15 protein-coding genes are annotated in these 17,869 nt (G+C 63.9%); 11 read left to right on the forward strand and 4 right to left on the reverse strand.

Annotated features, from left to right (window positions below; all coding sequences use genetic code 11):
- Positions 1-47: 47 nt before the first annotated feature.
- A complete protein-coding gene (locus tag EJ071_RS23215) occupies positions 48-515 on the reverse strand; it encodes a peroxiredoxin (RefSeq protein WP_126099953.1) in 468 nt (155 codons plus the stop codon).
- 96 nt (positions 516-611) lie between these two features.
- Between EJ071_RS23215 and EJ071_RS23220 the strand changes: the two genes are divergently transcribed.
- A complete protein-coding gene (locus EJ071_RS23220) occupies positions 612-4,022 on the forward strand; it encodes a DUF3971 domain-containing protein (RefSeq protein ID WP_126099954.1) in 3,411 nt (1,136 codons plus the stop codon).
- 13 nt (positions 4,023-4,035) lie between these two features.
- On the opposite strand, the gene tyrS is transcribed toward EJ071_RS23220, so the two are convergent.
- The gene (gene tyrS, locus EJ071_RS23225) at positions 4,036-5,289 is read right to left on the reverse strand and encodes a tyrosine--tRNA ligase (RefSeq protein WP_126099955.1); all 1,254 of its coding nucleotides are present in this window, start codon (positions 5,287-5,289) and stop codon (positions 4,036-4,038) included.
- Positions 5,290-5,958: 669 nt separating this feature from the next.
- Here tyrS and EJ071_RS23235 point away from each other — a divergent pair.
- Positions 5,959-7,602, forward strand: a complete 1,644-nt coding sequence (locus tag EJ071_RS23235; RefSeq protein ID WP_126099956.1) for a glycosyltransferase family 39 protein — start codon at positions 5,959-5,961, stop codon at positions 7,600-7,602.
- Between the two features lie 46 nt (positions 7,603-7,648).
- Positions 7,649-8,500: a phosphatase PAP2 family protein gene (locus EJ071_RS23240; RefSeq protein ID WP_126099957.1), complete on the forward strand. Its 852-nt coding sequence runs from the start codon at positions 7,649-7,651 to the stop codon at positions 8,498-8,500.
- Positions 8,501-8,521: 21 nt separating this feature from the next.
- Here EJ071_RS23240 and EJ071_RS23245 read toward each other — a convergent pair whose 3' ends face one another.
- Positions 8,522-9,196, reverse strand: a complete 675-nt coding sequence (locus EJ071_RS23245) for an alpha/beta hydrolase (protein ID WP_126099958.1) — start codon at positions 9,194-9,196, stop codon at positions 8,522-8,524.
- Positions 9,197-9,443: 247 nt separating this feature from the next.
- Between EJ071_RS23245 and EJ071_RS23250 the strand changes: the two genes are divergently transcribed.
- The 7 genes from EJ071_RS23250 (at position 9,444) to sufA (ending at position 16,667) form a co-directional block, all read left to right on the forward strand.
- Positions 9,444-10,604, forward strand: a complete 1,161-nt coding sequence (locus tag EJ071_RS23250; protein ID WP_126099959.1) for a cysteine desulfurase family protein — start codon at positions 9,444-9,446, stop codon at positions 10,602-10,604.
- A gap of 184 nt (positions 10,605-10,788) precedes the next feature.
- On the forward strand, positions 10,789-12,306 hold the full coding sequence (sufB, locus tag EJ071_RS23255) for a Fe-S cluster assembly protein SufB (RefSeq protein WP_126099960.1): 1,518 nt from the start codon (positions 10,789-10,791) through the stop codon (positions 12,304-12,306).
- 26 nt (positions 12,307-12,332) lie between these two features.
- Complete coding sequence (gene sufC, locus EJ071_RS23260) at positions 12,333-13,088, forward strand: Fe-S cluster assembly ATPase SufC (RefSeq protein WP_126099961.1); 756 nt, start codon at positions 12,333-12,335, stop codon at positions 13,086-13,088.
- Positions 13,089-13,112: 24 nt separating this feature from the next.
- Entirely contained in the window at positions 13,113-14,384 is a 1,272-nt protein-coding gene (gene sufD, locus EJ071_RS23265; protein WP_126099962.1) for a Fe-S cluster assembly protein SufD, read from the forward strand.
- Between the two features lie 174 nt (positions 14,385-14,558).
- Complete coding sequence (locus EJ071_RS23270; protein WP_126099963.1) at positions 14,559-15,800, forward strand: cysteine desulfurase; 1,242 nt, start codon at positions 14,559-14,561, stop codon at positions 15,798-15,800.
- Positions 15,801-15,805: 5 nt separating this feature from the next.
- Positions 15,806-16,198, forward strand: coding sequence for an SUF system Fe-S cluster assembly protein (locus EJ071_RS23275; protein WP_126099964.1), 393 nt, complete (start codon positions 15,806-15,808; stop codon positions 16,196-16,198).
- An 88-nt stretch (positions 16,199-16,286) separates the two neighbouring features.
- Complete coding sequence (gene sufA, locus EJ071_RS23280; protein ID WP_126099965.1) at positions 16,287-16,667, forward strand: Fe-S cluster assembly scaffold SufA; 381 nt, start codon at positions 16,287-16,289, stop codon at positions 16,665-16,667.
- A 33-nt stretch (positions 16,668-16,700) separates the two neighbouring features.
- Here sufA and EJ071_RS23285 read toward each other — a convergent pair whose 3' ends face one another.
- Positions 16,701-17,198, reverse strand: coding sequence for a GFA family protein (locus EJ071_RS23285; RefSeq protein WP_126099966.1), 498 nt, complete (start codon positions 17,196-17,198; stop codon positions 16,701-16,703).
- Positions 17,199-17,287: 89 nt separating this feature from the next.
- Here EJ071_RS23285 and EJ071_RS23290 point away from each other — a divergent pair, with 89 nt between their 5' ends.
- Entirely contained in the window at positions 17,288-17,611 is a 324-nt protein-coding gene (locus EJ071_RS23290) for a TfoX/Sxy family protein (protein WP_126099967.1), read from the forward strand.
- Positions 17,612-17,869 lie beyond the last annotated feature (258 nt).

The raw sequence follows: 17,869 nt of genomic DNA on the forward strand, positions 1-17,869 counted from the left end.
CTAGCAAGAACCGTCCGGCGGTGCGGCGAAAGACTGCGTTCCCCGCTTCAGAGCGCGTGCACCGCTTCCAGCACCTCTTCGGCGTGGCCCTTGACACGCACCTGCCGCCAGATGCGGGCGATCCGTCCATCCTTGCCGATCAGGAAGGTGGCGCGCTCGACGCCCATGTATTTGCGGCCGTACATGGTCTTCTCGACCCACAAATGATAGGCCTCGATCACCTTGCGCTCCTCGTCGGCGACGAGATCGACGGTGAGATCGTACTTCGCCTTGAATTTGTCGTGTTTCTTGATGCTATCGGGAGACAGCCCGATGACCACGGCGTCGGCCTTCTCGAATTCCGGCTTCAGCTGCGAGAAGCCGATCGCCTCGTTGGTGCAACTTGTGGTGTCGTCCTGCGGATAGAAGTAGAGTACGACAGGCTTTCCGCGGAATGCGGCGAGGCTGAGAGAGCCCCCGCCGTCGCGCGGAAGATCGAATTGCGGCGCAATGTCGCCCACTGCAAGATCAGCCATGTCGATGCCTTTGTCTGAGATTACGCGCGGATCGAGCATCGATATAACGTGAGGCGGAGATTCGTCCACGACGAGTTCGTTATAACGGAATATTGCGTGGATCAGGAGCAACCGCAGCACGAGAAGATCAGGTTCAGGCGTGACGAGATCACCGACCTGGGGACGTTTCCGTCCGCGTGCGGCGTGCCGCCGCTCGGCCGCGCGTCGGTTCGCCGCCGCTTCCGCATCATCGGCCGGGTGTTTGCCGGGCTCTGCGCGCTGGTGCTTCTGGCGGCGGCAGGTGTCTATGTGCTCGGCACGTCAGGCATCGGCACGGAGCGGCTTCGAGCCGAAGCCGAGACGGCGATCGAGAAGCTCGCCGGCGTCGATGTCAACGTCACGGTCGGACCGGCGCGGCTGACGCTCGACGGATCGAGCTTCGTCGCTCTGCAGGTCAGCGACGTCAGCCTGAAGACCGCCGACGGCAAGCCGATGGCCGATGTCGGGCGTGTCCGCTTCGGCATGCGCCTGCTGCCGCTGCTGTCCGGCGAGGTCCGGTTGACCAGCGCCCGGTTTTCCGATGCCCACATCATGGTTGCCGCAATGCCGTCCGGCGGCGGCGACTGGACAGCGGCGCTGCGCAACGAGGATGGTCTCGTCGATCCGGAGAAAGTGTCGGCTGCCGTGTTTTCGGGTGTCAACGACGCGCTCGATGCGGTGCGTGAGGATTCGATGCGTCAGGTCGACCTCAGCAACGTCGAATTCGAATTGCCGGGCGGCGGACCGGTCAAGCGGGTGAGGGTCGCCGACGCAACTGTTGCCCAGACCGGCCCCGGCAGCATCCAACTTTCTTACGATGCCGATGTCGACGGCCGGCACGCGACCCTGAAGGCGTCCGCTGTACGTGACGCGAGCGCCAGGCGGATCGCATCGCTCGAAGCCAGCCTTGAGGTGGCGGACGCCGGCCGAAAACTGGCCGAGCAAGGCTCCGGCGATGGGAACTCCGCCGCCCAGGGCGGCAAGCTTGGCTCGATTGCGCTGAAGCTTTCGGGCGCTGAAGCCTCCGGCGAAACGCCGTCGCGATTGGCGGCCTCGCTGTCGCTCGGCGGCTCGGTGCTCGATCTCGGCTCGCGCGGGCTGCTGCCGGCCGACGTCGATGCCAATGCCACGCTTGTGGCCGGGTCGAACAAGATCTCGGTTGACAAGCTGCTGATCAGGACCGGCCGCTCAACCTTCGATTTCACCGGCTCGATTGGGCCGAAGCCGGCAGCCGCGGGCGAGGAGCCGTCCTATCGCTATGACCTCGTCAGCGACGGCTCGACGCTCGCCCCTTCGGAATCGCCGGAACCGGCGCTTCAGTTCCTCGCCCGCGTCGCTGGCGTCTACCAGACCAAGAGCCGCAAGCTCGTCGCCGAGCAGATTGGCGTCCGCTCCGGCGGTTCGAGCGAGGTGCTGGGCACGGCGTCACTCGCCTTCATCGGCAACGGCCCGCCGGGCGTGTCGCTTTCGCTCAACGTCCACGACATGCCGGTCTCGCATGTCAAGCAATTGTGGCCATGGTTCTCCGCCCGCAACGCGCGGCTTTGGGTGCTGGACAATTTGTTCGGCGGCCGCGTGGTCGACGCCAATTTGCAGTTCCAGGTCGTGCCGGGGCGGCTCGGCAACGGCGTTCCGCTTTCCGGTGACGAGGTGTTCGGCCGTTTCCAGGTCGAGGGTTCGCGCTTCGACACGGCGGGCCGCATTCCGCCGATCCGCGACGCGGTCGGCGTCGTCGCCTTCCACGGCAACGACGTCGACATCAGCCTGTCTTCGGGCAGCGTCTACATGCCGAGCGGCCGCACCGTGGCGGCAAGCGGCGGCACGCTGACGGTGAAGGAGGCGAACCGTTCGCCGGTTATCGGCGCGCTCGATATCGACGTCGCCGGCGAGGCGCCGGCAATCGCCGAGCTTGCCTCCTTTGAGCCGATCAATGCCATGCGCCATGTCGGCCTTGCGCCGGAGGATTTGAGCGGCACCGTCACCGGCCATGTGCGGGCCGACATTCCGCTGACCTCCAACGTCGACACCTCGACGCTCGACTGGCTGGTGGCGCTGGACTACCAGGACCTGTCTTTAGCCAAGCCGTTCGAGGACCAGACGGTGACCGAAGCCGATGGGTCGATCATCGTCAGCCCGGACCGCGCGGTGATATCGGCCAAGGCGAAGCTGAACGGCATTCCTGCGGAACTCGACCTGGTCGAGCCACTCGAGGACAACGGGCCGCCGCGCAGCCGCAAGGTCGCGCTGGTGCTCGACGACAAGACGCGCGACGCGACGATGCCAGGGCTGTCGCCGTTGCTTGCCGGGACGATCAAGGTGGCGATCGACAAGAGCGGCGAAGGCGGTCAGGAAGTCTCGGCCGACCTGACCAACGCCAGGCTCGACATCCCGTGGGCGGGATGGAGCAAGGGCGCCGGCATTCCGGCCAAGGTCACTTTCACGATGGCGAAGTCCGGCAGCACCACCACACTGTCCGACTTCGATCTCGATGGAAAAAGCTTTTCTGTCAACGGCGAGGTGACGCTGGTCAATGGGGCGCTGTCTTCGGCCCGCTTCAGCAAGGTCGCGCTCAACCGGGGCGACGACGTCGCCGTCTCGGTGAAGCGATCGGGCAAGAGCTACGCGGTCGATGTCAGCGGCGATTCCCTCGATGCCCGCTCGCTGATCAAGCAGTTCACCTCCGACGTCGACACGGCCACGAAAGGCGCCGGCGCCGGCGCGATCTCGGTCAGCGCCGACGTGAAGTCGCTCACCGGCTTTCACGACGAGGCGCTGTCGAACCTGAAGCTGAATTACAGCGCTGCCGGCGCCAAGGTGAACGGCCTCGATGTCAGCGCGACGGCGAGCTCCGGTGCGGCGATCACCGTCAGGAACACCACCGGCGACGGCGGCCGTTCGCTCAGGATGAAATCGGCCGACGCCGGCGCCATCCTGCGTTTCCTCAACATCTACGAGCACATGGAGGGCGGGGCGATCACGCTTTCGCTCGCGGGCGGCGCCGACGGGCCGATGAAGGGTCAGGTCGACGCCAACAATTTCTACGTCGTCAACGAGCCGAAGCTTGCATCGATCGTGTCGACCAAGCCGGCCGGCGACACCCGCAGCCTCAACCAGGCGGTGAAGGCCGATATCGATACTTCAAGGGTGCAGTTCGAGCGCGGCTTCGCCGAGATCGACAAGGGCTCCGGCTATCTCAGACTGGCAAACGGCCTGCTGCGCGGTCCGCGCATCGGCACCACTTTCCAGGGCACGCTCTACGACCAGGACAACAACATGGACATGACCGGCACCTTCATGCCGGTCTATGGGCTGAACCGCATCTTCGGCGAATTGCCGCTGTTCGGCCCGCTGCTCGGCAACGGCCGCGACCGCGGCCTGATCGGCGTCACCTACCGGCTGCGCGGCAACGCCAACAAGCCGACCCTCAACATCAATCCGCTGTCCGTGGTGGCGCCCGGGATATTCAGATCGATCTTCGAGTACAGGTAAAACGGGCGGTTAATCAGACCGGTCGCACTAGAACGTGCTTCTTCCTGCCGAGCGAGAGTTTTACGACACCCTCCGTGCCCAGGTCCTGAAGGGTTGCCATGCGCCGGTCGTCCGTGACCGGCTGGTCGTTGAGACGCACAGCGCCGCCCTGGATGTGCCGCCGCGCTTCGCCATTGGACGCCGCGAGCCCTGCAGTCACGAACAGCGACAGGATGCCGATACCGGCCTCGAGATCGGCCTTGGCCACTTCGACGCTCGGCAGCGTGTCGGCAAGCGCGCCTTCCTCAAAAGTCTTGCGGGCGGTTTCGCTTGCCGTCTCGGCGGCCTCGCGGCCATGCAGCATGGCGGTGATCTCGGTGGCGAGGATCTTCTTCGCTTCGTTGATCTCGGAGCCGTCGAGCTTTTCGAGCCGCGCCACCTCATCCAACGGCAGCGTCGTGTAGAGCTTCAGGAAGCGGCCGACATCGGCGTCCTCGGTGTTGCGCCAGTACTGCCAGAACTCGTAAGGCGACAGCATGTCGCCGTCGAGCCAGACGGCACCCGAAGCCGACTTGCCCATCTTGGCGCCGGACGCGGTGGTGAGCAGCGGCGTCGTCACCGCAAATAGCTGCACGCCTTGCATGCGATGGCCAAGGTCGATGCCGTTGACGATGTTGCCCCACTGGTCGGAGCCGCCCATCTGCAGCCGGCAGCCGAAGCGCTTGTAAAGCTCGACGAAGTCGTAGGCCTGCAGGATCATGTAGTTGAATTCAAGGAAGGACAGCGATTGCTCGCGGTCGAGCCTGAGCTTCACGGAATCGAAAGCGAGCATGCGGTTTACGGAGAAATGCCGGCCGACATCGCGCAGGAAATTGACGTAGTTGATCTCCATCAGCCAGTCGGCGTTGTTGACCATGATGGCGTCGCCGGCGCCGCTGCCGAATTTGAGGTAAGGCGCGAAATTGCGGCGGATGCCGACGAGATTGTCGTCGATGTCCTGCGGCGTCAGCAGCTTGCGCGCCTCGTCCTTGAAGGAAGGGTCGCCGATCATCGAGGTGCCGCCGCCCATCAGCGCGATCGGCCGGTGGCCGGTCTGCTGCAGCCAGTGCAGCATCATGATCTGGATCAGCGATCCCGCATGCAGGCTCTTGGCCGTCGCGTCGAAGCCGATATAGGCGCTCACCGTTTCCTTGGCGAAAAGCTGGTCGAGGCCGGTTTCATCCGAAATCTGGTGGATGAAGCCGCGCTCGCTCATGATGCGCAGGAAATCGGACTTGAAGGCGGACATTTTTTCTTCCCGGAGATCGCCCGGCACTCTGCCGAGCCTGACGTGAAGGGGCGCGTTTAGCATCAGCGGGCGATCAGCAAAAGTGGTTTCCGGTTTTGCGTCCGATCGCCCGCCACTCAGAAAGCGCGATCAGCAAAAGTGGTTTCCGGTTTTGCGTCCGATCGCCCGCCACTCAGAAAGCGCGATCAGCAAAAGTGGTTTCCTGTTTTGCGTCCGGTCGCGCGCCACTCCCGCGCCGCGTGGGCGAGAGTAGCAGGGCAGGTCGAATTCGCCTCAGTCGCCATTTTCCGAGCGCTGGTGCCGCCCCTCACCTGCCTGCCGGCATCCTCTCCCCGTATAGTGACGGGGAGAGGGGCGCTCCCATCGCTGGTTTCGCCAATCATCAGCGTCGCAAGAAGGTCGCCGTCGTTGCGGCCAGCCCCCTTCTCCCCGTCACTATACGGGGAGAAGTGCCCGGCAGGGCGATGAGGGGCGGCACCGACTTCGACAGTTGGTGCGCTCAGCCACAAAGTTGGAAACTGTCATTGGACTGAAGCGATTGCCCTGGAGAGAGGGCCACTTCTTGCTTCGCCCCTTTTGCTGGCGTAATGAGGCGCCCGCGCAAGGGCAGCGCGCCCCATGCGCCGCGACGGGGGCCATCCCGCAGATCAGATCGGACAAGCTCCCGCGATGAACAGGAACTATCTCATCCTCTTTCTGTTCAGCATCGTCATGACCGTCAGCGGGCTGGCAAGCCTGCCGCCGGTCGACCGCGACGAATCCCGCTTCGTCCAGTCGACCAAGCAGATGGTCGAGACGGGCGACTATATCGACATCCGCCTGCAGGACGTGACGCGCTACAAGAAGCCGATCGGTATCTACTGGCTGCAAGCGGCGGCCGTGGCGCTGAGCGGCGAGGGGGCGCAAGCGCCGATCTGGGTTTACCGCCTCGTCTCCATGCTCGGCATCGCGCTCGCCGTCGTCGGCATCGGCTGGACGGGCACGAAACTCTTCGGCGCCAATGCCGGCCTGGCCGCCGGCCTGATGATGGCGGCGATCTTCGCCACCGCCTTCGAGGGCCGCGACGCCAAGACCGACGCCATGTTGCTCGCCTGCTGCGTGGCCGCGCAAGGCGCGCTGGCGCAGGTCTATCTGGCCGCGCGCCGCAAAGAGCCGGTTGCCGGCCATCTGCCCTGGATCTTCTGGATCGCCCAGGGGCTGGGCATCCTGATCAAGGGGCCGGTGGCACCGCTCTTGTCGCTCTTGACTGCCGCCGCGCTGTTCGCCTTCGAGCGCGACTGGCGCTGGCTTTTGAAGCTGAAGCTGGTGCGCGGCGTCATAATCGTGCTCGTCATCGTGCTGCCCTGGATCATCCTCATCAGCTGGAAGAGCGGCGGCGCCTTCTTCCAGGAAGCGGTCGGCAAGGACATGCTGAACAAGGTGGCGCAGGGCGAGGAGTCGCACGGCCTGCCGCCCGGCTTCTACATGCTCACCTATTCGCTGTTCATGTGGCCTTTCGGCCTGATCGCGGTCGGCGCCGGGCTGCAGGCGATCAACCGCTTCTGGGACGATCCCCGCCTGCGCTTCTGTCTTGCCTGGTACATCCCGTTCTGGCTGGTGTTCGAGGCGATCCCGACCAAGCTGCCGCATTATGTGATGCCGGCTTATCCTGGCATGGCGCTGCTGATCGGCTGGTTGCTCACCTTGCCGGCGGACAAGGCCAACGCCCCACTCAAGCGCTGGCAGAGCTGGCTGTGGTGGTCGACCGCCTTCGGCGTTGTCGTCGTGTCGATCGGGCTGGCGGCGGTTTGCCTCGGGGCGCCGATCTATTTCGCCAAGGCTTTTTCCTGGTGGAGCATTCCGGCGGCGATCGCCGCTCTGGTCACCGGCTATCTGGCTTTCCCGCGCCAGTTGCAGGTGCCGCTCGGACGCATCGCGGCAATCGCGGTCGGCGCGGGCATCACCTTCAGCCTGCTGTTCGGGGTCATCGCGCCATCGCTGAAGCCGATCTGGCTGAGCCCCGCCATCAAGGCTGCGGTCGATGCCAACCGCCCTTGCGATACAACCGTGCTCGCCTCGTCTCCCTATCACGAGCCGAGCCTGGTGTTCCTGGTCGGCACCAACACCGTGCTGACCGATGTCGACGGCGTCGCAAAACACTTAGCTGCCGATCCGGCCTGCGCGCTGGGGCTCGCGCCGGTCAAGGAAGAGCAGAAGCTCAACGAACTGCTTGCCGGGCAGGGCAAGTCGGCGAAGCGGCTTACCGAGATCGACGGGCTCAACTATTCGTCAGGAGACAAGCTGGCGCTCGGCCTTTATCGGGTGGCCCCGTGAGGAATAGTCTCGAGCTTCGAGTGCCTCTATAGACTCTGCACCAACCATGTCCGCCGTAGCTCTTTATCGCCGTTCGCTCGGCAATTTCCTCGACACGATGCGCATCGTGAGGCGGCGCTTTGCCGTGCGCCCGGCGCGCTACCCCGAGATCGCTTGGTCGGTCTGGGCACTCGCTTGGGTGCTTCTGGCGGCGGCCGTATTCCTCAGCCTCGATAGCGCCGCCGGCAGGATGCGCGGACAGTGGACGCCCGGCTTCGTCCATTTCACCGACTTCTTCACCGATTTCGGCCTGGGTGGCTGGTATCTCATTCCCGCGGCTCTCTGCCTCGTCGCGGCCAATCTGACCGACTGGCGGCGCCTTTCGCGGCAGGCGCGGATAATGGTCTACAACTGGACGTGCTTCGCGTTCCTGGTGCTCTGCGCGGTCGGCCTTTCCGGGCTGGCGGTCAACCTGCTGAAATACGGCATCGGCCGGGCGCGGCCGCTCTATTTCAACGACTTCGGCGTGCTGTCGCTGCATCCCTTCGCCATGGATGCGCGCTTCGCCGGCTTTCCGTCCGGCCATGCCACGACGATGGGCGCAGTGTTCGGCATCCTGCTGCTTTTGTTCCCAAAGCGCTGGCACATCGCGCTGGCGGTCACCGCCTGCATTGCCTCGACGCGCGTCTTCGTCGGCGCGCATTATCCGAGCGACACGGTGGCCGGCTTCGGGCTTGGCCTCGCCTTTGCGATCGTCACAGGGCTGGTCTTCGCGCGGCTCGGCTTCATCTTCCGGCGGCCGTCATCGACCAGACCGATGCCCAAACGCACATTCCGGCTGCTACGGTCCAGCGGGGCGAAGAGCAGAATATCGGCGGCACGCCGCAGCGGCGAGCACCTGACCGCCGACCACCCTTAGAGGGTTCCTACCGCCCGCGGTCTATCTCAGCCGCTTCGGCCGTGGATCGGCGAGCTCGCCCGCCAGCCGCCGGTCGAGGTAATCGGCGCATTCCTGGATGAGCAATTCGGAATCGTTGGCGAAGAAATGGTTGGCGCCGGGGATCGTCTTCTGCGTGATGGTGATGCCCTTTTGCGTGTGCAGCTTGTCGACCAGCGTCTGCACGTCCTTGGGCGGCGCCACCTTGTCGGCATCGCCGTGGATGATGAGACCTGATGAAGGGCAGGGCGCCAGGAAGGAGAAATCGTAGGTGTTGGGCTGCGGCGCGACCGAAATGAAGCCCTCGATCTCCGGCCGGCGCATCAGAAGCTGCATGCCGATCCACGAGCCGAAGGAATAGCCGGCGACCCAGCAGCTCTTGGAATCGGGATGCAGCGACTGCACCCAGTCGAGCGCGGCGGCCGCGTCCGACAGTTCGCCGGTGCCGTGGTCGAACTCGCCCTGGCTGCGGCCGATGCCGCGGAAATTGAAGCGCAGCGTGGTGAAATCGCGCTTCTGAAACATGTAGAAGAGGTCGTAGACGATCTTGTTGTTCATTGTGCCGCCGAATTGCGGGTGCGGATGCAGCACAATGGCGATTGGCGCGCTCTTTTCCTTGGAAGGCTGGTAACGGCCCTCCAGGCGACCAGCCGGACCGGCGAAAATGACCTCAGGCATAAAATACTCCACGTGGCATACGAAGGCGCGAGCCCGGAACTTCCTTGGCCCGTCTCTGCGGCCTTGACGCCGGGCAAGCGTCTTCCTAGAAGCTAGTTTAGAATTGTTCAAAACTGGGTGGCCGAAACGCAATAGTCCGGCCGCCCGCGCCGCAAGCCGGGTAAATAGGACGGCTTGCCTTGCAATTTCAAGGAAATAACGCGCTATCCTCGCGGAATGGCTGCTGACGGGATCGACTGAAGGAAAAATGGCCGCAACCCGCGCCTATCTCGACTACAACGCCAGCGCGCCTCTCATTGCAGAGGCGCGGACGGCGATGGTCGCCGCGCTCGATGCCGCCAATCCGTCGTCGGTCCATGCCGAGGGCCGCGCGGCGCGCCGGCTGATCGAGGATGCCAGGCGCGACGTGGCGAGGCTGGTCAATGCTAGGCCCGAGCATGTCGTCTTCACTTCGGGCGCGACCGAGGCCGCCTCGACACTGCTTACTCCTGACTGGCAGATGGGGCGCGGCGCGGTCCGCATGAGCCGCCTCTATGCCTCGGAAGCCGATCATCCCTGCGTGCTCGACGGCGGGCGCTTTCCGGTAGCGCAGGTGACGCGCATCGGTGTCGATCGCAACGGTATTGCCGATCTCGAGGCGCTGACCAAGGCGCTCGCAGCTCATGACCAGGCCGACGGCCTGCCGCTGGTCGCGATCCATGTCGCCAACAACGAGACGGGCGTGGTCCAGCCGGTCGGCAGCATCGCCGAGATCGTCAAGGCCGCGGGCGGTGTGCTCGTGGTCGACGCCGTGCAGGCTGCCGGGCGGATTCCGATAGACATGTCAGCCGGTTACGCCGACTACCTGATCCTGTCCTCGCACAAGATCGGCGGCCCGAAGGGCGTGGGCGCCATCGTCGCTCAGTCCGACCTGATGATGCCGAAGCCGCTGATCAATGGCGGCGGCCAGGAGAAGGGTCATCGCGCCGGCACCGAGAATCTCCCCGGCATTGCCGGCTTCGGCGCCGCGGCCCGGGCGGCGCTCGTGGGGCTGTATGACATGGAAGCGATCGCGCGACATCGCGACGAGATCGAGGCGATCGTCAGGGAACTCGCTCCGGACGCGGAAATCTTTGGAGCGGCGGCACCAAGGCTTGCCAACACGACATTCTTCGCTATTCCCGGCATCAAAGCCGAGACGGCGCAGATCGCCTTCGATCTTGCAGGCGTGGCGCTGTCGGCCGGCTCCGCCTGCTCGTCGGGGAAAGTCGGGCCAAGCCATGTGCTGAAGGCGATGGGTCGCGGCGACAGTCTTGGCGCCTTGCGCGTCTCGATCGGCCGCGCCACCGGTGCCGAGGAGATCGAGGCGTTTCGGGCAGCGCTGGCGGGAATCGTCGCTCGGCGGGCCGGCAAGGAAAAAGCCGCCTGAGGCGGCGACCGGAATCCAGGCCGTAGGCCTGGTAGAGTGGTGTGCTTCAAATTGGCCGGGTGAATTCCCGGCGGAAACACACTATATGCAGACTACGCCGCCTGGGTTGCCACGAGCAGCCCTTTCGCGGTGCCATAGTTTGAAAACTGTCGGGCCTTGACCCCGGCGAGGATGGAGAACGCTTATGCCTGCTGTGCAGGAGACGATCGATCGAGTCCGAAAGATCGACGTCGACCAGTATAAATTCGGATTCCAGACAGAGATCGAGACGGACAAGGCCCCCAAGGGCCTGAACGAAGACATTATTCGCTTGATCTCCGCGAAGAAGCGCGAGCCGGACTGGATGCTGGAATGGCGCCTGGGCGCCTATCGGCGTTGGCTGACGCTGGAAGAGCCGAGCTGGGCGCGCGTCAAATATCCGAAGATCGACTTCCAGGACATCCACTACTACGCGGCACCGAAGAGCACGCCGGGTCCGAAGTCGCTGGACGAGGTCGACCCCGAACTCTTGAAGGTCTATGAGAAGCTCGGCATTCCGCTGAAGGAGCAGGAGATTCTGGCCGGCGTCCAGAAGACCGACGACTCGGAATTCGAGGAAGCCAACGACAACGTCTACAAGTCCGGCCGCGTCGCGGTCGACGCCGTATTCGACTCCGTCTCCGTCGTCACCACCTTCAAGAAGGAACTGGCGGAAGCCGGCGTCATCTTCTGCTCGATCTCGGAAGCGATCCGCGAGCATCCGGAACTGGTGCAGAAATATCTGGGCTCGGTCGTGCCGACCACGGACAATTTCTATGCAACGCTGAATTCGGCCGTGTTCACCGACGGCTCGTTCGTGTTCGTGCCGAAGGGCGTGCGCTGCCCGATGGAGCTGTCGACGTATTTCCGCATCAATGAGCGCAATACCGGCCAGTTCGAGCGCACGCTGATCATCGCCGAGGAAGGGGCCTATGTCTCCTATCTCGAGGGCTGTACGGCGCCGCAGCGGGACGAGAACCAGCTGCACGCGGCTGTGGTCGAACTGATCGCGCTCGACGATGCCGAGATCAAATATTCGACGGTGCAGAACTGGTACCCTGGCGACGCCGAGGGCAAGGGCGGCGTCTACAATTTCGTCACCAAGCGCGGCGATTGCCGCGGCGACCGCTCGAAGATCTCGTGGACGCAAGTCGAGACCGGCTCGGCCATCACCTGGAAATATCCGAGCTGCATCCTGCGCGGCGACGATTCCAGCGGCGAGTTCTATTCGATCGCGGTGTCGAACGGATACCAGCAGGTCGATAGCGGCACCAAGATGATCCATCTCGGCAAGAACACGTCGAGCCGCATCATCTCCAAGGGCATCGCCGCCGGCTTCTCGCAGAACACCTATCGCGGCCAGGTCTCGGCGCACCGCAAGGCGGCCAACGCCCGCAACTTCACCAACTGCGACTCGCTTCTGATCGGCGACCAGTGCGGCGCGCACACCGTGCCTTACATGGAGGCCAAGAACGCGACGGCGAAGTTCGAGCACGAGGCGACGACGTCGAAGATCTCCGAGGACCAGAAGTTCTACGTCATGCAGCGCGGCATCCCCGAGGAAGAGGCGATCGCTCTGATCGTCAACGGCTTCGTCAAGGACGTCATCCAGCAGCTGCCGATGGAGTTCGCCGTCGAGGCGCAGAAGCTGATCGGTATCAGCCTAGAGGGTTCGGTCGGCTGACCGCAAAAGATATTCAGGAAAAAAATATGCTTGAGATCAAGAATTTGCATGCCCGCATCGTCGATGACGGCACCGAGATCATCCGTGGGCTGGACCTGACGGTCAAAGCCGGCGAGGTCGCGGCCATCATGGGCCCGAACGGCTCGGGCAAGTCGACGCTGTCCTATATCCTCGCCGGCCGCGAGGACTATGAGGTCACCGAAGGCGACATCCTCTATAACGGCCAGTCGATCCTCGAAATGGATCCGGCCGAGCGCGCCGCTGCCGGCATCTTCCTCGCCTTCCAGTATCCGATGGAGATACCGGGCGTCGCGACGATGGAATTCCTGAAGGTGGCGATGAACGAGCAGCGCAAGGCGCGCGGCGAGGAGCCGCTGAAGGTTCCGGAATTCCTGAAGCGCGTGAAGGAGGCAGCCGCCTCGCTCAACATGGACATCAACATGCTGAAGCGGCCGCTCAATGTCGGCTTCTCCGGCGGCGAGAAGAAGCGCGCCGAGATCCTGCAGATGAAGCTGCTTGAGCCAAAACTCTGCGTGCTCGACGAGACCGATTCCGGCCTCGACATCGACGCGCTGAAGATCGTCGCCGACGGCGTCAACGCGCTGCGCTCGCCGGACCGCGCCATCGTCGTCATCACCCACTACCAGCGCCTGCTCGAGCACATCGTGCCCGACAGCGTGCACGTGCTCTACAAGGGGCAGGTCATCAAGTCGGGCGACAAGTCGCTGGCGCTCGATCTCGAAACCAACGGCTATGCCGGTGTGATCGGTGAAGCCGCGTGAGATGGGCCAAATAAGGCGAGAGCAATGAACATGCACGCACAGCCCCAGCGGACACTGGCCGAGACGGCGCTGATCGATGCCTTCGGCGAGCGGCTGTCGCTGCTGCCCGGCGACGGCGCGGTGATGGTCAAGCGCGACGACGCGATCGAGGCCATCAAGCACGGCCTGCCGACGCGGCGCATTGAATCCTGGCACTATACCGACCTGCGCCGAATGCTGACGAAGGTGCCGGTCTTCGAAGCCGCGGCGGTTGCGAAGGCGCTCGAGCCGGTTCTCGGCGGCTCAGCCGTTTTGCCGGTGCTGAACGGCGTCTCGAACGCCAAGCTGCCCGAGATCGAAGGCGTCACGGTGCAGCGCCTGTCGGAAAAGCTGACCGACGGCAGCGTCGCGCCAGGGCTTGATCGTTACGGTGCCGACGATGCGATCGGCGCGCTGAACACGGCCTTCGTCGCCGACGGCTATTTCGTCGACATCGCCGACGGCACTCAACTGGAAAAGCCGATTGAATTGCAGAACCTGCAGGCCGGCGGCCAGGCGCATGTTCGGCTGCTGGCGCGTGTCGGCGCCGGCGCCAAGGCGATCGTCGTCGAGCGCCAGGCAGGCGAGGGCAGCGATGCTCTCGTCAGCTCGGTGAGCCAGCTGGTTCTCGACGAAGGCGCCGAGGTGACCTGGCTGATCGTGCAGGAGCAGTCCGATACGGCCACCCATCTCGCCCAGTTCAAGGCGCATATCGGCAAGAATGCGAAGCTGACGCTCTTCGTCATGAATGCCGGCGGCAAGCTCGTGCGCCAGGAGGTCGTGGTCAGGACCACGGGCGAAGGCGCCGACTTCAAGCTGCGCGGCATCAACCTTCTGGCCGGCGACACGCATACCGACACCACGATGGTGCTCGACCACACGGTGCCGCATACGACCTCGACCGAAGTGATGCGCAACGTGGTGACCGGCAAGGCGCGCGGCGTCTTCCAAGGGCGCATCAACGTGCACCAATACGCGCAGAAGACCAACGCCAAGATGGCCTGCAACACGCTGCTTCTGTCGGACGACGGCGAGTTCTCGACCAAGCCGGAGCTGGAGATCTTCGCCGACGACGTCGTCTGCGGCCATGGCGCGACCGTCACCGAGATCGACCACAACCATCTGTTCTATCTGATGGCGCGCGGCATCGACGAGAAGACGGCGCGAGGCCTGCTGGTGAAGGCATTCGTCGCCGAAGTGATCGAGGAACTGGACGACGAGGCGCTGGTCGACGCGCTCGAAGCGCGGCTCGACGGCTGGTTTTTGACGCACGGGTGAAATGGTCGAGGCATGCCTCGACCATACCCCTCATCGGGCCGCTTCGCGGCCACCTTCTCCCACAAGGGGAGAAGGGAGAGCGCCGGACCTTCTCCCCTTGTGGGAGAAGGTGGATCGGCGCGAAGCGCCGAGACGGATGAGGGGTGGGTGAAGGAATGAGGCTTTGAGCTTGTGATGGACCAGAAGATCGAAACCGCTCCCTACGACGTCGAGGCGATCCGCCGCGATTTCCCGATCCTGTCGCGCCAGGTCTACGGCAAGCCGCTGGTTTATCTCGACAATGGCGCCTCGGCGCAGAAGCCGCAGGTGGTGCTCGATACCATCCATCACTGCTATTCCCAGGAATATGCCAACGTCCATCGCGGCCTGCATTTCCTGTCGAATGCCGCGACCGACGCCTATGAGAGCGCGCGGAAGTCAGTGCAGAGGTTTCTGAACGCGCCGAGCACCGACAACATCGTCTTCACCTCCAACACCACCTCGGCGATCAACACGGTCGCCTATGGCTGGGGCATGCCTAGGATCGGCGAGGGTGACGAGATCGTGCTCTCGATCATGGAGCATCACTCCAACATCGTGCCCTGGCATTTCATTCGCGAGCGGCAGGGCGCGAAGCTCGTCTGGGTGCCGGTCGACGATCTCGGCGCCTTCCATATCGAGGAATTCGAGAAGCGGCTGACCAGCCGCACGAAGCTCGTCGCCATCACCCACATGTCCAACGCGCTCGGCACGGTGACGCCGATCAAGGAGATCGTGCGCATCGCGCATCAACGCGGCATTCCGGTGCTGGTCGACGGCAGCCAGAGCGCCGTGCACATGCCGATCGACGTGCAGGACCTCGACTGCGACTTCTTCGTCTTCACCGGTCACAAGGTCTACGGCCCGTCGGGCATCGGCGTGCTCTACGGCAAGAAGGACAGACTGGAAGAGATGCGCCCCTTCATGGGCGGCGGCGAGATGATCGAGGAGGTGACGCAAGACATCGTCACCTATAACGAGCCGCCGCACCGTTTCGAGGCGGGCACGCCGCCGATCGTGCAGGCGATCGGGCTTGGCGCGGCGCTGGAATATATGGAGAAGGTCGGCCGCGAGCGCATAGCAGCACACGAGGCGGACCTCAAGAATTACGCGCATGAGCGGCTGCGGGCGATCAACTCGCTGCGCATCTTCGGCGATGCGCCCGGCAAGGGCGCCATCATCTCGTTCGAATTGCAGGGCATCCATGCGCATGACGTGTCGATGGTGATCGACAGGCAGGGCGTGGCGGTTCGCGCGGGCACGCATTGCGCCCAGCCGCTGTTGAAACGCTTCGGCGTTACCTCCACATGCAGGGCATCGTTCGGCATGTATAACACCAGGGCCGAAGTCGACGCTTTGGCCGATGCGCTGGAAAAGGCGCGGAAGTTCTTCGGATGACGACCATGGACGATGTGAGCACCAATGCAGAGACCGCTCCGGAAACCGCCGGCAACGGCATCGTCTCGGCCTCGGCGATCCCGGCCGACGAGTTGGCTCGGCTGACCGACGACATCGTCTCGGCGCTGAAGACGGTCTACGACCCCGAAATTCCGGCCGACATCTATGAGCTCGGCCTCGTCTACAGGATCGACATCGAAGACGACCGCACGGTAAAGATCGACATGACGCTGACTGCGCCGGGCTGCCCGGTTGCCGGCGAAATGCCGGGATGGGTCGAGAACGCCGTTGGCGCCGTCGAAGGCGTTTCCGGCGTGGAGGTCAGCATGGTGTTCGACCCGCCGTGGACGCCCGACCGCATGTCGGAAGAGGCGCAGGTCGCGGTCGGGTGGTATTGAGGTTGACTTGTACCCTAGGTCAAACTTTACCATCTTAAGGGCAGACTCATTCCGCGGGCCTTGAACCCGCGCGAACGTGGAGAATGACATGGGACGCTTCGCCGTCATAACGATGACCGACAAGGCTGCGGATCGCGTGCGCGAGATCGTTGCCACGCGCGCGAATGCGAACGGCATTCGCCTCGGCATCCGGAAGGGCGGCTGCGCCGGCATGGAATATACGATCGACCTGGTGTCCGAGCCGAACCCCAAGGACGACCACGTCGAGCGCGACGGCGCACATGTCTATGTCGCGCCGGAGGCGGCGCTCTTCCTGCTCGGCACCGAGATGGACTTCGAGCAGACGACGTTGCGCACCGGCTTCACCTTCAGGAACCCGAACCAGAGCTCGGCCTGCGGTTGCGGCGAATCGGTCGAACTGAAGCCGGCCGACCTCAAGGCGCTTGCCGAGGCGCGCGCTTCGGCCTGATTTTCCTTCGCCCCGTTTACGGGGAGAAGAAGGCTAGTCCACCCACATCCCAGTCCGCTTGTGCCAGTCGGCGATCGATTCCTCGGGATAGACCTCGAACACCTTGTCCTTCTTGCCGATCACCGGCTCGACCCAGTTCGCCTTGTATTTCAGCATCAGATGCACCTTTTCCGGCGGCTTAGGCAGATCGCTGTCGATCGCCGAAGCGAAGGGATGCACGAGGTCCGGCCAGGTCGGGTCGTAGAGCCAGAGTGCCGCACCGCACTTACGGCAGAAATTGCGCTCGCCGGTCGAGACCTCGCAATGCGGATGCTCATCATCCTCGATCTCGGCGCGGTAGACGCCGAGATTGCGCTTGCCCTTGATGCTCATCGTCTCGTAGTCGGCGCCGAGATTGATCGCAAAACCGCCGCCGCCCTGCTGCTTGCGGCAGATCGAGCAGTAGCAGAGCATGAACGGCACCGGCGTGTGGCTTTGCACTTCGAAGCCGACAGCGCCGCAGCGGCAGGAGCCTTTGAGCAGGACAGGCATGGCGGGAACTCCGTTTCCAGGTCTCAACCTGTCAGCATGCTTTTGGTTGCGGCGATGACAAGGCCCATGCCGGATGAGATGATTGCGATATGGACAATGACCGCCTTGAAGAACTGTTCGACAGCCTCGGGCTAATCAGCATCCGAAAGCTGTTCGGCGGCAAGGGCATCTATTGCGACGGCGTCATCGTCGCGGTCGTCGTTCGCGGCGAGCTGATGCTCAAGGCCGACGAAGAGAGCGTTCCGCATTTCGAGGCCGCCGGCTGCAGCCAGTGGACCTATACGGGCACACGTCACGGCAAGGAGGTGGCGATGCCCTATTGGAGCGTGCCGGACAGCGCGTTTGATGATCCCGACGAAATGGCCGTCTGGGCGCGGCGCGCCTATGAGGCGGGGCGAAGAGCGGGGAAGTGACGTTTGGGTTGAGGCGACTTTTGGAAACGTCGAGTTCCCGCCCACCCCTCTCTGTCCTGCCGGACATCTCCCCCGCAAGCGGGGAGATCAGCAACGTCGCTGAAGGCGCTCTTCCTGCACCGGTGGCAATTGGCGAAAGCCGCGGCGACGTCAATCTCCCCCCTTGCGGGGGAGATGGCCGGCAGGCCAGAGGGGGGTGTGAAGGAACGAGGCTATCGTGGTTGGCTGGACTTGCTCAACGCTTGAACTCGATAACCT

Origin of the sequence: Mesorhizobium sp. M1B.F.Ca.ET.045.04.1.1 (assembly GCF_003952465.1) — a bacterium.
GTDB lineage: Bacteria > Pseudomonadota > Alphaproteobacteria > Rhizobiales > Rhizobiaceae > Mesorhizobium > Mesorhizobium shonense.

Excerpts from the sequence above, each read along its gene's own strand:
- sufD (WP_126099962.1), top strand. The coding sequence starts at position 13,113 with ATGAACATGCACGCACAGCCCCAGCGGACACTGGCCGAGACGGCGCTG.
- EJ071_RS23290 (WP_126099967.1), top strand. The coding sequence starts at position 17,288 with ATGGACAATGACCGCCTTGAAGAACTGTTCGACAGCCTCGGGCTAATC.
- sufB (WP_126099960.1), top strand. The coding sequence starts at position 10,789 with ATGCCTGCTGTGCAGGAGACGATCGATCGAGTCCGAAAGATCGACGTC.
- EJ071_RS23215 (WP_126099953.1), bottom strand. The coding sequence starts at position 515 with ATGGCTGATCTTGCAGTGGGCGACATTGCGCCGCAATTCGATCTTCCG.
- EJ071_RS23240 (WP_126099957.1), top strand. The coding sequence starts at position 7,649 with ATGTCCGCCGTAGCTCTTTATCGCCGTTCGCTCGGCAATTTCCTCGAC.
- EJ071_RS23250 (WP_126099959.1), top strand. The coding sequence starts at position 9,444 with ATGGCCGCAACCCGCGCCTATCTCGACTACAACGCCAGCGCGCCTCTC.
- EJ071_RS23235 (WP_126099956.1), top strand. The coding sequence starts at position 5,959 with ATGAACAGGAACTATCTCATCCTCTTTCTGTTCAGCATCGTCATGACC.
- EJ071_RS23275 (WP_126099964.1), top strand. The coding sequence starts at position 15,806 with ATGGACGATGTGAGCACCAATGCAGAGACCGCTCCGGAAACCGCCGGC.
- EJ071_RS23270 (WP_126099963.1), top strand. The coding sequence starts at position 14,559 with ATGGACCAGAAGATCGAAACCGCTCCCTACGACGTCGAGGCGATCCGC.
- EJ071_RS23245 (WP_126099958.1), bottom strand. The coding sequence starts at position 9,196 with ATGCCTGAGGTCATTTTCGCCGGTCCGGCTGGTCGCCTGGAGGGCCGT.
- sufC (WP_126099961.1), top strand. The coding sequence starts at position 12,333 with ATGCTTGAGATCAAGAATTTGCATGCCCGCATCGTCGATGACGGCACC.
- tyrS (WP_126099955.1), bottom strand. The coding sequence starts at position 5,289 with ATGTCCGCCTTCAAGTCCGATTTCCTGCGCATCATGAGCGAGCGCGGC.
- EJ071_RS23285 (WP_126099966.1), bottom strand. The coding sequence starts at position 17,198 with ATGCCTGTCCTGCTCAAAGGCTCCTGCCGCTGCGGCGCTGTCGGCTTC.
- sufA (WP_126099965.1), top strand. The coding sequence starts at position 16,287 with ATGGGACGCTTCGCCGTCATAACGATGACCGACAAGGCTGCGGATCGC.